The sequence below is a fragment of the Streptomyces sp. NPDC012888 genome (genome assembly GCF_042900645.1).
Taxonomy (GTDB): domain Bacteria; phylum Actinomycetota; class Actinomycetes; order Streptomycetales; family Streptomycetaceae; genus Streptomyces.
In genome coordinates this window covers 149,022-162,573 of sequence record NZ_JBIBBM010000013.1, presented here as the reverse complement: position 1 = coordinate 162,573, position 13,552 = coordinate 149,022, and the positions used below count along the sequence as shown (strand labels likewise).

The 13,552-nt window shown below is 72.4% G+C and carries 11 protein-coding genes; 4 read left to right on the top strand and 7 right to left on the bottom strand.

All coding sequences use genetic code 11. The features are described from left to right. Positions 1-3: 3 nt before the first annotated feature. From ACFY61_RS22960 to ACFY61_RS22945, 4 genes are all read left to right on the top strand, one after another. Positions 4-402: a DUF4440 domain-containing protein gene (locus ACFY61_RS22960; protein WP_389474609.1), complete on the top strand. Its 399-nt coding sequence runs from the start codon at positions 4-6 to the stop codon at positions 400-402. 105 nt (positions 403-507) lie between these two features. After that, positions 508-1,116, top strand: coding sequence for a histidine phosphatase family protein (locus tag ACFY61_RS22955; protein ID WP_389474607.1), 609 nt, complete (start codon positions 508-510; stop codon positions 1,114-1,116). Positions 1,117-1,537: 421 nt separating this feature from the next. After that, positions 1,538-2,254: a tRNA-dependent cyclodipeptide synthase gene (locus ACFY61_RS22950; protein ID WP_389474605.1), complete on the top strand. Its 717-nt coding sequence runs from the start codon at positions 1,538-1,540 to the stop codon at positions 2,252-2,254. Positions 2,255-2,258: 4 nt separating this feature from the next. After that, positions 2,259-3,455 carry a cytochrome P450 gene (locus ACFY61_RS22945; RefSeq protein ID WP_389474604.1) on the top strand — a complete coding sequence of 399 codons (1,197 nt, stop codon included), beginning with the start codon at positions 2,259-2,261 and terminating at the stop codon, positions 3,453-3,455. Between the two features lies 1 nt (position 3,456). Here the strand turns inward: ACFY61_RS22945 and ACFY61_RS22940 are convergent, their stop codons facing one another. The 7 genes from ACFY61_RS22940 to ACFY61_RS22910 form a co-directional block, all read right to left on the bottom strand. Continuing rightward, a complete protein-coding gene (locus tag ACFY61_RS22940; RefSeq protein WP_389474602.1) occupies positions 3,457-3,873 on the bottom strand; it encodes a PaaI family thioesterase in 417 nt (138 codons plus the stop codon). Positions 3,874-3,961: 88 nt separating this feature from the next. Continuing rightward, positions 3,962-5,995 carry an FAD-dependent oxidoreductase gene (locus tag ACFY61_RS22935; RefSeq protein WP_389474601.1) on the bottom strand — a complete coding sequence of 678 codons (2,034 nt, stop codon included), beginning with the start codon at positions 5,993-5,995 and terminating at the stop codon, positions 3,962-3,964. A 304-nt stretch (positions 5,996-6,299) separates the two neighbouring features. Beyond that, the gene (locus ACFY61_RS22930) at positions 6,300-9,326 is read right to left on the bottom strand and encodes an alpha-mannosidase (RefSeq protein ID WP_389474599.1); all 3,027 of its coding nucleotides are present in this window, start codon (positions 9,324-9,326) and stop codon (positions 6,300-6,302) included. 36 nt (positions 9,327-9,362) lie between these two features. Next, positions 9,363-10,175: a carbohydrate ABC transporter permease gene (locus ACFY61_RS22925; protein ID WP_389474598.1), complete on the bottom strand. Its 813-nt coding sequence runs from the start codon at positions 10,173-10,175 to the stop codon at positions 9,363-9,365. Continuing rightward, positions 10,172-11,167: a carbohydrate ABC transporter permease gene (locus ACFY61_RS22920; RefSeq protein ID WP_389474596.1), complete on the bottom strand. Its 996-nt coding sequence runs from the start codon at positions 11,165-11,167 to the stop codon at positions 10,172-10,174. Before ACFY61_RS22920 ends, ACFY61_RS22925 begins: the two co-directional genes overlap by 4 nt. Further along, complete coding sequence (locus tag ACFY61_RS22915; protein WP_389474594.1) at positions 11,164-12,495, bottom strand: ABC transporter substrate-binding protein; 1,332 nt, start codon at positions 12,493-12,495, stop codon at positions 11,164-11,166. The genes ACFY61_RS22920 and ACFY61_RS22915 overlap by 4 nt, the downstream gene beginning before the upstream one ends. Before the next feature lie 135 nt (positions 12,496-12,630). Beyond that, on the bottom strand, positions 12,631-13,551 hold the full coding sequence (locus ACFY61_RS22910) for a serine/threonine dehydratase (RefSeq protein ID WP_389474593.1): 921 nt from the start codon (positions 13,549-13,551) through the stop codon (positions 12,631-12,633). Position 13,552: the final 1 nt, after the last annotated feature.

Genomic DNA, 13,552 nt, shown 5'->3' with positions numbered 1-13,552 from the left:
GCCATGTCCAAGGCCGAGATTGACAGGGTGACCGCCGAGTTCTTCGGCGCCTTCGACAACCGCGACGGCCGCGCCGCCGATCTGGGCCGGCTCCGCCGGCTGGTCGTTCCGGGCGGTGTGATCGTGCAGACCGGGGCGAAGTTCGAGGTCTACTCCGTGGAGGAGTTCATCGGCCCGCGCGAGGAGCTGCTCGCCGGGGGCCGGTTGGTCGGGTTCTCCGAATGGGAGACCTCCGAACGGACCGAGATCGAGGGGGACATCGCGTCCCGTTTCGGCGAGTACCGCAAGTCCGGGGTCCTGGACGGTGAGCCGTTCGAGGGAGGCGGGACCAAGACGATCCAGTTCGTCCGCACCCCCGAGGGCTGGCGGATCGCCGCGTTCTCCTGGTACGACCGGCCCTGAGCGCACCCCGGCGGTACGGCGCCCTCGTCCCCCTCGTCCACCGTCCAGACGGCGGTCCGGCCCGCACGGGTCGCGCGGGCGACCCGGCGCTGATCAACTGGAACCATGGATGGCAGCGACCGACCCCGTATCGTTCTGGCCCGGCACGGAAAGACCGCCTGGTCGGAGAATGGCCGCCACACCGGACGCAGTGATCTGCCGCTGCTCGCGGCGGGCATCCGGAACGCCGAGCGGCTCGGTGACCGGCTGCGCCGCGCCCCCTGGCGGGGGCTGCCCGGGGCCGAGGTGCTGACCAGTCCGCTGGAGCGAGCCCGGGAGACCTGCCGGCTGGCCGGCTTCGCCGACCGGGCCACCCGCTGGGACACCCTGATGGAGTTCGACTACGGCGACTACGAGGGCCTGACCACCCCGGAGATCCAGGGCGACCGGCCCGGCTGGGACCTGTGGCGCGACGGGGTGCCGGGCGGGGAGACCCTCGCCCAGGTCTCGGACCGGGCGGACCAGGTGGTGGCGCGGGCCCGGGCGGACGGCCGCGACCTGCTGCTCTTCTCCCACGCCCACTTCCTGCGGGCGATCGCGGCGCGCTGGCTGGAGGCGGACGTCGGCTTCGCCGCGCGCCTGAACCTCGCACCGGCTTCGCTGTCCGTCCTCGGCTGGTCCCACGACACACCGGCGGTGGAACTGTGGAACGACACGGAGCACCTGTTGCCGTAGGGCGGCGGAGCGATGGCGTGCACGTAAACCAAGCCGCGATACGTCCATCTGATGGGCCAACAGTTGATGAACAACCGGTGTACGGATCCTTAAGCACGCGCGAATCAGGCCGTCCGGAAGCGCTTGCGGAGAGCATCGTTCCGCGCCACTCCCGCCACCGGTGAACCAGCCGCCCCAAGGCCCACGGGCGCCCTGGCCATTGGGTCGAGCGGGTTGACGGAACGCTGCGATCCAGCCACCGCCAGGCCTCTGACGTGCGACGACGCTGGCCGGAAGTTGGTAGACACAGGCAACTCGCATCCTGCGAGACGACGTTGACACGCTCCGTGCCCGCTCGTTAACTTCACGGCGTCGTCGCCACACCAGGAGCACGAGGCTCCATCGGGACTAGCGACGCGGAGGACGCTCTCCGTTGACGACGTTGACCACAGCGACAACGACAGCGACAAAGACCGCAGCCGAACTCTTCGACGTTCAGCCCTACACCCTGCACTGCGAGGTCATCCACGCCGCGGGTGACCACGCGCTCATCGGCATCTCGCCCGGCAACAGCTACTTCTCGGCCCAGCGGGTCCACGATCTCGGCCGCTGGGGGGTCGAGAACTTCAACGAGGTCGACATCCTCTACACCGATCTCCACGTGGCCGAGATGTACGAGGCGTTCGGGTACGACCCGATCGATGCCCAGCGCAAGGCCGTGAAAAACCTGCGCGGTGTCCGGGCCAAGGTGAACAACGCGGCGTCGGCCCTCGATCCGGGCGACGGCAGGGTCCGGGCACGCGCCCTGTCGGAGTTCACCGAGAACGAGGCCTACCGCGAGATCCACCAGCGGATCCTGCGACTGCTCGACAGCGATCCGGAGTTCCGCCGGATCTGCGAGGAGCTCGCGACCTACTTCCTGTCCACCAAGTCGAACGGGGAGCCCAGCACACGACGGCAGCGCGAGGTCTGCCTGAAGTACATCTGTGCCGAGGCCCCCCTCTTCCTGGACACACCCGCCATCTTCGGCGTGCCCTCCTCGCTCAACTGCTACCACCAGCTGCTTCCGATGGCCGAGCTGCTGTACTCCCGGGGGGCCGGGCTGCGCGCCTCCCGCAACCAGGGCCACGCCATCATCACGCCCGCCGAAGGAGCCTGACCCGATGTCAGTCGACACCCTGCACGAAAATCTGATCGACTTCCCCTTCGACTGGCGCGGCGACCGGCTTCCGGCCGAGATCGAGGCCCTGCGTGCCGAGCCGGTCAAGAAGGTGCGGACGATAGCCGGCGACGAAGCCTGGCTCGTGTCCTCCTATGCGCTGTGCAAGCAGGTGCTGGAGGATCCGAGGTTCAGCCTGAAGGAGACCTCGGCCCCCGGGGTGCCCCGCCAGTACGCCCTGACCATTCCGCCCGAAGTCGTCAACAACATGGGCAACATCACCGGCGCGGGCCTGCGCAAGGCCGTGCTGAAGGCGATCAACCCCAAGTCCGAGGGCCTGGTGGACTGGATGCGGGAGCACGCCGCCGAGCTGATCGACGGCATCGTCGCCAAGGGGGCCCCGGCCGATCTGCGCGCCGAGTTCACCAACCCGTACTCCGAGGCGCTGCACTGCCGGATCCTCGGCATCCCCTTCGAGGACGCCCCGAAGCTGAGCGCCAGCCTCGACATCGCGTTCATGAACTCGGCCTGCCCGGTCACCGGCGCCAAGCTGAACTGGGACCGGGACATGGCCTACATGGTGGACCGGCTGGACGACCCGGCCACCTACGGTCTGATGGCCGAGCTCGCCGCGCTGCGCGAGGACCCGGACTACGCCCACCTGACCGACGAGATGCTCGCGACGGTCGGCGTGACCTTCTTCGGCGCCGGAGTGATCTCCACCATGGGCTTCCTGACCATGGCGGTCTTCTCCCTGCTGCAGCACCCGGAGCTGGTGGCGGAGCTCCAGGCCGACCGGTCGAAGATCCCGGCGGCGATCGACGAGCTGCTGCGGATCAACCTGTCCATCGCGGACGGCCTGCCGCGGCTGGCCACGGAGGACATGCAGCTGGGCGACGTCCTGGTGAAGCAGGGCGAGCTGGTGCTGGTGCTGGTCGAGGGCGCCAACTTCGACCCGGACGCGTTCGAGAACCCGAACGAGGTCGACCTGGAGCGGCCGAACAACCACGCCCACCTGTCGTTCGGCGGTGGCGGCCACTACTGCCCGGCCACCGCGCTGGGCAAGAAGCACGCCGAGATCGCCATCGAGACGCTGCTCGACCGGATGCCGGGCCTGGCACTGGCGGTGCCGGTGGACCAGCTGGTGTGGCGGACCCGCTTCATGAAGCGGATCCCCGAGCGCATGCCGGTGATGTGGTAGTTCAGCCCAGCAGGGCGTAGACGGTGGAGGCCTTGGCGGCCGGCTCCTCGCTGCCGTCCGCGGTCATGGTGACTTCCGCGAAGGCCATCCGCTTGCCCAGCTTGGTGACGCGCACGTCGACGAGCAGGTCGGCCCCGACGACCGGGCGCTGGAAGCTCGTCGACTGCTGGACCGTCGTCATGGGTCCGTAGCCACCGCGGGCCGCCGAGATCGCGATGACCGTCGCGGTGTCGGCGGCGGCCATCATGGCCTGGCCGGACAGGCCGCCCCCGTCCCGGGCGAGCCGGTCCGACCAGGGAAGCCGGAGCACGGCGTGCGACGGTCCGGTCTCCTCCACGGTGAGGCCGAGGTCGAGCACCCAGGGTGCGAAGTTGGCGGCGAGGATCGTGTCCGCGTCCGCCGGTGCGAGGGTTGTCACACGGTGATTGTGGCGGTTCGGGGGGACCGCCACAACACCGTGTGGACTTTCCGTCAGTTCGCTCGGCCGGCCCGTGGGTCAGGGTGGGTCAGAGCCGGGCGGCCAGCTCGGTGCCCTGCTTGATGGCCCGCTTGGCGTCCAGTTCGGCGGCGACGTCCGCGCCGCCGATCAGGTGGGCCTCGACGCCGGCGGCGAGCAGCCGCTCGTGGAGGTCGCGGCGGGGTTCCTGGCCGGTGCACAGGACCACGGTGTCGGCGGGGACCAGCGTCGGCTCGCCTCCGACGGTGATGTGCAGGCCCTGTTCGTCGATCCGCTCGTAGGTGGCGCCGGCGACGGTGGTGACCCCCCGGTGCTTGATCTCCGCGCGGTGGATCCAGCCGGTGGTGGTGCCCAGGCCGGCGCCGACCTTGGTGGCCTTGCGCTGGAGGAGGTGCACCTGGCGCGGCGGCGCCGGGCGCTCCGGGGCGGTGAGGCCACCGGGGGCGGCGTACGAGGTGTCGACGCCCCAGTGGCGGAAGTAGACGTCGGGGTCCTGGGCGGCGCCCTCCCCGCTGTCGGTGAGGTATTCGGCGACGTCGAAGCCGATGCCGCCGGCGCCGACGACCGCGACGCGCTCCCCTACGGGGGCGCCGTCGCGCAGCACGTCGAGGTAGCTGACGACGTTGGGGCCGCCCACGCCTTCGATGTCGGGGATGCGGGGGGTGACGCCGGTGGCGACGACGACCTCGTCGTAGCCGGTGAGGGTGTCGACGTCGGCGGTGGTGTTGAGCCGGACGTCCACGTCGCGGGCGGCGAGCTGGGTGCCGAAGTAGCGGATGGTCTCCTCGAACTCCTCCTTGCCGGGGATGCGGCGGGCGATGTCGAGCTGGCCGCCGATCCGGTCCGAGGCCTCGAAGAGGGTGACCGCGTGGCCACGTTCGGCGGCGGAGACCGCGCAGGCGAGGCCGGCCGGGCCGGCGCCGACGACGGCCACCCGCTTGACGGTGCGGGTGGGCGCCAGGACGAGCTCGGTCTCGTGGCAGGCGCGGGGGTTGACCAGGCAGCTGGTGATCTTCCCGGAGAAGGTGTGGTCCAGGCAGGCCTGGTTGCAGCCGATGCAGGTGTTGATGGTGTCGGCGGCGCCGGCCCGGGCCTTGTTGACGAACGCGGCGTCGGCGAGGAAGGGGCGGGCCAGCGAGACCAGGTCGGCGCGGCCCTCGGCGAGCAGCTGCTCGGCGACCTCGGGGGTGTTGATCCGGTTGCTGGTGACCAGGGGGACGCTCACGGCGCCCATGAGCTTGCGGGTGACCCAGGTGTAGGCGCCGCGGGGCACGGAGGTGGCGATGGTGGGGATGCGGGCCTCGTGCCAGCCGATGCCGGTGTTGATGATGGTGGCGCCGGCCGCCTCGATCTCCTTGGCGAGGTGGACGACCTCCTCGAAGGAGGAGCCGCCGGGGACGAGGTCCAGCATGGAGAGCCGGTAGATCAGGATGAAGTCGTCGCCGACGGCGGCGCGGGTGCGGCGGACGATCTCCAGAGGGAAGCGGATCCGGTTCTCGTAGGAGCCGCCCCAGCGGTCGGTGCGGCGGTTGGTCGCCGCGGCGATGAACTCGTTGACCAGGTAGCCCTCGGACCCCATGATCTCGACGCCGTCGTAGCCGGCGAGCTTCGCCAGGCGGGCGGCGCGGACGAAGTCCTCGACGGTCTGCTCGACCTCGTCGTCGGTGAGCTCGTTGGGCACGAAGGGGCTGATGGGGGCCTGGATGGCGCTGGGGGCCACCAGGTCCTCGTGGTAGGCGTACCGGCCGAAGTGGAGGATCTGCATGGCGATCCTGCCGCCCTCGGCGTGCACGGCGTCGGTGATGACGCGGTGCTCCTCGGCCTCGGCCTCGGTGGTGAGGCGGGAGCCGCCTTCGAGAGGGCGGCCGGCGTCGTTGGGGGCGATGCCGCCGGTGACGATCAGGCCGGCGCCGCCGCGGGCGCGCTCGGCGTAGAAGGCGGCGAGGCGTTCGAAGCCGCCCGGGTGCTCCTCCAGACCGGTGTGCATCGACCCCATGATCACGCGGTTGGGGAGGGTGGTGAAGCCGAGGTCCAGGGGGCTCAGCAGGTGCGGGTACTGGCTCTGGGAGCTCTGCGGGCTCATGGGGGCGCCTCCTCGCGCGGGTGGGGTCACCCCTTTTTGTAGCGAGACCCGCCCGCTTTTGCAACAAAGTGCAAAAGCAGATGGGGCTCCTGTGTCGGACCTCACGGCCGGCCGACGGCCTCCGCGCGGTCCGGCGGACCGCTGCCGGGCCGCGCGGTCCGCGCTGCTGGCGGGATCGCCTCCGGCGGCTATGCCCGCGTCCCGGCGGTCGAGCGGTCGGACCCGGGGTCCACCGGTCGGTGGACCCCGGGCCGTTCCGGCGCCCCCGCGCCTCCCAGCGCCCCCGGCCCGTTCCGGCGGCCCCTCAGCCCCGCCGCAGCCGGAGCGTCAGGATCTGGAACGGCCGCAGCGTCAGCGCGACCGTGCCGCCCGCGCCCGGCTCCCCCGCGGCCGCCCCGTCCAGAGGGCGTTCCAGCAGGTCGACCTCGGTCACGCCGGCCAGGTCGAAGCCGGCGGTCAGGGTGGCGGTGGCCCGGCCGCCGAGGGACTCGTACAGCCTGACCACCACGTCGCCGCCGCGGTCCTCGGCCAGTTTGACCGCCGCGACGACCACCGCCGGGTTGTCCACCGACAGCAGCGGGACCACCGGTCCGGCCCCCGGCACGGTCCGCTCCGGCAGGTTGAACCAGTGGCCCTCCCGCACCGCGTCGCCGACCGCCGCACCCGGCACCAGGGCGTACCGCAGGGTATGGGTGCCCCGGTCGGTCTCCGGGTCCGGGTAGCGGGGGGCGCGCAGCAGCGACAGCCGGACGGTGGTGGTCTGGCCCCCGTCCGGCCGCACCTCGCGGGTCACGTCGTGGCCGTAGGTCGAGTCGTTCACGACGGCGGCGCCCCAGCCGGGTTCCTCCACCTGGATCCAGCGGTGGGCGCAGACCTCGAACTTGGCCGCCTCCCAGGAGGTGTTGGTGTGGGTGGGCCGGTGGACGTGACCGAACTGCGTCTCCGCGGCGGACCGGTCGGCCTTCACGTCCAGCGGGAACGCCGCCTTGAGGAACTTCTCCGTCTCCTGCCAGTCCACCTCGGTGGTGATCTCCAGGGACCCCGCGCCGGCCCGCAGGGTGATCCACTGCCGGACCGAGGAGCCGGCGCCGAAACCGCGCCGCACGCTGACGGTCACCGCGTCCGGCCCGGCCTCGGTCACCTCCATCGCGTCGAGGTCCAGCAGGTCGGTGACCCTGTTGCGGTAGAAGGCGTCGACGTCCCACGCGTCCCACATGTTGGGGTGGTCGGGATGCAGCTGGAGCAGGTTGGCGGCGGCGCCGGGAGCGACGGCCTCGCGGCCCGCCCCGAGGTCGTACGCCGAGACCACCAGCCCCCGCGCGTCGACCTCGACCCGCAGCAGGCCGTTGCGCAGCACGTGCCCGCCGCCCGGCCGGCCGGTCACCGTGGCGGGGGCGCCGGCCGGTACGGGGACGGCCGCGCCGCCCGCCGGTACGCCCCGGCGCGGGTGCGGCGCGCAGTTGAAGACCAGTCGCGTCGTGCCCTCCCCGGCCAGCGCGGTCTGCGCGGCGGCGGTGAGCGCCTCCAGTTCCGCGCGTACCCGCGCGTGGGTCTCGCGGGCCTCCCGGTGCACCCAGGCGATGGAGGAACCGGGCAGGATGTCGTGGAACTGGTGGAGGAGGACGGTCTTCCAGATCCGCTCCAGGTCCTCGTACGGGTAGGCGTGGCCGGGGACGCGTACCGCCGCGGTGGCCGCCCAGAGCTCGGCCTCGCGGAGCAGGGACTCCCCGCGCCGGTTGCCCTGCTTGGTGCCCGCCTGGGAGGTGTAGGTGCCGCGGTGCAGTTCGAGGTACAGCTCGCCGACCCAGACGGGCGCGTCGGGGTATTCGGCGCGGGCCTTCTCGAAGAAGGCCTCGGGGCGCTCGATCTCGACCCTCGGGGAGCCCTCCAGGTCGCGCAGCCGCCGTGCCCGGGCCAGGTGCTCGCGGGTGGGGCCGCCCCCGCCGTCGCCCCAGCCGAAGGGGGCCAGCGAGCGGGAGCCCCGCCCCTTCTCCCGGTAGTTGCGGGCGGCGTGGGCCAGCTGGGCGCCGCCCAGGTCTCCGTTGTAGGTGTCGACGGGCGGGAAGTGGGTGAAGATCCGGGTGCCGTCGATGCCCTCCCACCAGAAGGTGTGGTGCGGGAACCGGTTCGTCTGGGACCAGGAGATCTTCTGGGTGAGGAACCACCGCGATCCGGAGAGCCGGACGATCTGCGGCAGCGCGGCGGTGTAGCCGAAGGAGTCGGGCAGCCACACCTCCCTGGTCTCGATGCCGAACTCGTCCATGAAGAACCGCTTGCCGTACAGGAACTGCCGGACCATGGCCTCGCCGCCGACCATGTTGGTGTCGGACTCGACCCACATGCCGCCGACCGGCACGAACTGCCCGTCGGCGATCTTCTTCTTGATCCGTTCGAAGAGTTCGGGGCGGTGTTCCTTGACCCAGGCCAGCTGCTGCGCCTGGGACATCGCGAAGACGAAGCCGGGATGGTCGTCCATCAGGGCGACCACGTTGGAGGCGGTCCGGGACACCTTGCGGACGGTCTCGCGCAGCGGCCACAGCCAGGCGGAGTCGATGTGGGCGTGGCCGACCGCGCTGATCCGGTGCGCGGAGGCGTGGGCCGGGGCCGCGAGGACGCCGGCGAGCTCCGCGCGGGCGGCGGCGGCCGTGCCCGGTACGTCATCGAGCTCGAGGGCGTCCAGGGCGCGGCCGACGGCGTGCAGGATGCCGTACCGGCGGGCGTCGGCCGTGTCGAGCTGGGCCATCAGGCCCTGGAGCACCTCCAGGTCCTGGACGAGTTCCCAGACCTCGGTCTCGAAGACCGTGAGGTCCGCCCGGGCCAGCCGGTACAGCGGCTGGTCGCCGCTGGTCCGGACGTCGCCCTCGTAGGTGGGCGCGTGGTCGACCAGGACCGGGTTGGCGGCGGCCTCCACGTACCATTCGACCTGCTCACCGCCCTCGGCCGCGTCGGCCACCCGCACCCAGTCGTTGTACGGGTTCAGTCCCTTGACCTCGGTGCCGTCGGCGCGGTGGACCAGGCCCTCGCACTGGAAGCCGGGCATCATGCGGTCGAAGCCGAGGTCGAGTACCGCCTCGACGGTGCGGCCGTCCCAGTCCCCGGGGACGGTACCGGTGAACCGGAACCAGGTGGTGCCCCAGGCCGGTCCCCATGCCTCGCCGGGCCCGGTGGGGCGGTACGCCGCGGCGAGGCCCTCGGCCACGGGGACGGGCTCGCCGGGCGCGTCCCAGCGGGCGACGGCGAGGGGGACGGAGCGGGAGCGGACCGCGGGCCTGACGCGCTGCTCCAGGACCCTGCGGAGGCGGTGCTCGGTGATGCTGCGGTCGTCGTGCATGACGGCTGCTCCAGATGTCGGGATCGGATCCGGGGGTCAGGTCTTGACGGCGCCTTCGCCGACCCCGTCGAAGAAGAAACGCTGGAGGGCGAAGAAGAGGACGACCATCGGGGCGAGGGCGGCGATCGCTCCGGCCGCTGTCAGCCGCTGGTCGTTGACGGTGGTGGCGCCGGCCAGGGTCTTCAGCCCCAGCTGGAGGGTGTAGTGGTCGCTGTCGGTGAGCACGAGCAGCGGCCACAGGAAGTCGTCCCATGCGCCCATGAAGCTGGTGATGCACACGACGGCGAGCGCGCCGCGGGCGGAGGGGAGGAAGACCCGCGTGAAACGGGCCCATTCGCCGGCGCCGTCCAGGACGGCCGCCTCCTCCAGCTCCGCGGGCACGGCCAGGAACGCCGCCCGCATGATCATGATGTTGAGCACGGAGACGGCTCCGGGCAGCCAGACCCCGGCCAGGGTGTCCACCAGACCCAGGTCGCGGACCGTGAGGAACATCGAGACCATCACGGACTCGAAGGGGAACATCAGGGTGGCGACGAGCACCGTGAAGACCGCCTTGCGGCCCTTCCAGCCGGGCCGGGAGAGGGCGTAGCCGCCCATCGAGGCGAACAGCAGGTTGGAGGTGACGGCCAGGGCCGCGACGACGAGGGTGTTGCCCACGTACTGGAGCAGCGGGAAGGACTCGGCGACCCGGGCGTAGTTGTCCAGGGTGGGTTCGGACGGCAGCACCCCGGCGTAGACGTTCTCGGTACGGCCGCGCAGCGAGGTGAGGAACTGCCAGACGATCGGGCCGGTCATCACCACCAGCGTCAGGCCCAGGACCAGGTAGCGGCCGGCCAGGCGGGGGCTCACGGCTCGTCCCCCCGGGCCAGCCGCCGTCCCAGGAGGCTGAAGACGAGGGTGAGCAGGAACAGCAGCAGGGAGATCGCGGCGGCGTAGCCGGTCTCCCCGGAGTAGCCGAGGCCGACCTGGCGGATGAGGAAGGGCAGGGTGCGGGCGCCGCCGCCGGGGCCGCCGCTCTCGCCGCCGAGGACGTAGACCTCGGTGAAGACCCGGAGCGCGGAGATCGACGAGAGGGTGCCGACCAGCATCATCATCGGTTTCACCTGGGGGACGGTGATGCTGAGGAAGCGGCGCAGGGGGCCGGCGCCGTCCAGGGCGGCGGCCTCGTACAGGGCGGGCGGTACGTTCCCCAGGGCCGCCAGGTAGAAGACCATGTAGTAGCCGAGGCCCTTCCACACGGTCACGATCATCGCGGAGACGAGCAGCATGGTCGCGTCGGTCAGGAACGGCACCGGCTCGGACACCAGGCTCAGCTTCAGGAAGACCGTGTTGACCAGGCCGTCGCTGCGCAGCAGCCACTGCCAGATCAGGCCGACGACCACGGCCGAGGCGATGACCGGGGTGTAGAAGGCGGACCTGAAGAAGCCGATGCCGGGGATCTCGCGCCGGACCAGGACGGCGAGGGCCAGCGGCAGGAGCACCAGGGCCGGGACGACGACGGCCAGGTAGAGCACGCTGTTGCCCGCGGCCAGCCAGAAGTCGGGGTCCGCGAAGGCCCGCTCGTAGTTGGCGAGGCCGACGAAGCGGCCGCCGCGGAGGATCCGGGCGTCGGTCAGGGACAGTACGACGGTGTTGACGAACGGCCACAGCGAGAACAGCACCACCAGGGCCAGGCCGGGCGCGAGGAACAGGTAGGGCGCCCACCGGCGGCGGCCGGCCGGGCCGGGGCCGGCCGCACCGCGGTCGGTAAGGCGCCGGTCGGTCGCGCCGCGGCCGGCCGCACCGCGGTCGGTAAGGCGCCGGTCGGTCGCGCCGCGGCCGGCCGCACCGCGGGCCGTCATCGCCCGGCCGTGTGCGCGAGGATCCGGTTCGCCTCCTGCTGGGCCTTCCGGACCGCGGTCCTGGCGTCCTGCTCGCCCCCGATCGCCTTCTGCACCTCGCGCACGACGGCGTCGCCGACCTGACTGGTCCACTCCACGGGGGTGTTGGCGTCCAGCGCGGCGGTCCTGAGCTGTTCGGCGCCGATCGCGCGGGCCAGCGTCTCGGCGTCCCGCCCGTCGCCGCGGTCGGAGAAGTAGGGGTCGTCCAGGCCCCGCGCGTGGGAGGGGTAGATGGTGGCCCGCCGGGAGAAGGCCACCTGGTTGGGGCCGTTGGTGACCCACGCGGCGAACTCGGCGGCCGCGTCCGGGTGCCGGGTGTCCTTGCGGACGCCCAGCGACTGGGCGTACACGCCGATGTGGCCGAGGGTGCCGGTGACCGCGCCGGCGACCTGGGTACGGGCGTACACCTGGGGGGAGTTGCGCTTGACGTCCTTGACGAAGCCCGGGGAGCCGGGGCCGAAGGCGATGCGGCCGGCGCCGTAGAGCTGGTTGACGTCGTCCGCCTTCAGCAGTGACTCCTTGGGCATGGCGCCCATGTCGTACAGCTCCTTCATCCGTTCGACCCAGGCGACGGCGCGGTCGGTGTCGAAGGTGAAGGCGTCCCGCCGCTCGTTGAGGAGCGGGATGCCCATCTTCTGCCAGTCGCCGGGCAGGCGGCCCCGCGGGTCGGCCATGAAGGCGGAGAAGCGGCCGCCGGACCTGGTGGCGATCTGCTCGGCGTAGTCGAAGAACTGCTCCACGGTGACCGGCGGCCGGTCCGGGTCCAGGCCGGCCCGTTCGAACAGCTCCCGGTTGTAGGTGAGGATCTCCGGGGTCACGTACCAGGGGTAGGCGTACACGGCGTCGCCCCTGCCGGGGAGTTTGAACTGCTCCCAGGCCCCGGGCACGTACTGGGCGGCGAGCTGGGGGTCGAGTGCGGCGACGTCGGCGAGCATGCCTCGGTCGGCGAGCAGCTGGAAGGAGTCGGTGGAGAGGTTGACCACGTCGGGCAGGGTGCCGGCCCGGGCGTCGGCGACGAGTTTCTCGTTGTAGCCGTCGCCCGGTACGTCCTCCCATGTGACGTCCACCTCCGGGTACCTGCGCTCGAAGGCCTCGATGACGTCCTCGACGTACCCGGTGAAGACGGGTTTGAGCTGGAGGGTGCGGAAGGTGATCGCTCCGGCGACGCGGCCGGTGCGCCGGGCCTCGCCGACCTCCTCCGGGCCGCCGATCCCGCATGCGGGGAGGGTGGTCAGCGCGCCGGCCAGCAGTGCGGCCACGGCGGTTCGGGCCAGGTGCGAACGGGTCATCGGTGCCGCCCTCCTTCGGTGGTTCCGGCCGCCGGGCCGGAGAGCGCTGCCACGCTCCGCCGCATCGGGGGGTGCGTCAACAGCACCCGGGCACCGGTGGCCGGATCCGCGCGGCGACGCGGACCGGCCGGGTGCTCAGAGGTCCCGGGGGTCGGTGTTGGCCCCGCACAGGACGACGGCGACCCGCTCGCCCGGCGGGGCGGGGGCGGTGCGCAGGGCGGCGAGGGCGGTGGCGGCGCCGTTCTCGACGACCAGCCGGTGTTCCTCCCACAGGGCGCGGCGGGCTGCGGTGATGGCGGTGTCGGGGACGAGCACGGATTCGACGTCGGGGTGCCGGGCGGCGCGGAGGGCGTCGGCGGAGACCCGGGGGGCGCCGAGGGAGTCGCCGGCGACGGAGGCCACGGGGACGTCGACGACGCGGCCGGCCTCCAGGGCGGCGTTCAGGGCCCGGCAGTTCTCCGGTTCGGCGGCCAGGATGCGTACGCCGTGCTCCCGGGCGGCGGTGGCCAGTCCGGCGAACAGGCCGCCGCCGCCGACCGCGACGACCAGCGCGTCCAGCCCGGGGAGGGCGGCGCGGATCTCCTCGAACAGGGTGCCGGCTCCGGCCGCGACGAGGGGGTGGTCGTAGGCGTGGCTGCTCAGGGCGCCGCTGCGGGCCGCGAACTCCTGGCAGGCGTCGAGGGCTTCGGCGTACGTCTCCCCCACCAGCCGGACGTCGGCGCCGTAGCCGCGGAGCCGGTCGACCTTGACCCGCGGGGCGGCGGCGGGCAGGAACACGGTGGCCGGTACGCCGTGGGTGCGGGCGGCCCAGGCGCAGGCCAGTCCGGCGTTGCCGCCGGAGGCGATGGTGACGCCGGCGGCGGGCAGGGCGCCCGCCCCGGCGTGGGCGGCGAGGAAGTTGTGGGCGCCGCGCGCCTTGAAGGAGCCGGTGTGCTGGAGGTGTTCCAGGGCGTACCAGACGCCCGGCCCGGCGGGGGCGACGGCGGCGGGGCGGGTGTGTCCGGCGATCCGGGCCGCTGCGGCGCGGACGGCGGCGGGGTCGAGCTGCTGTTCCATC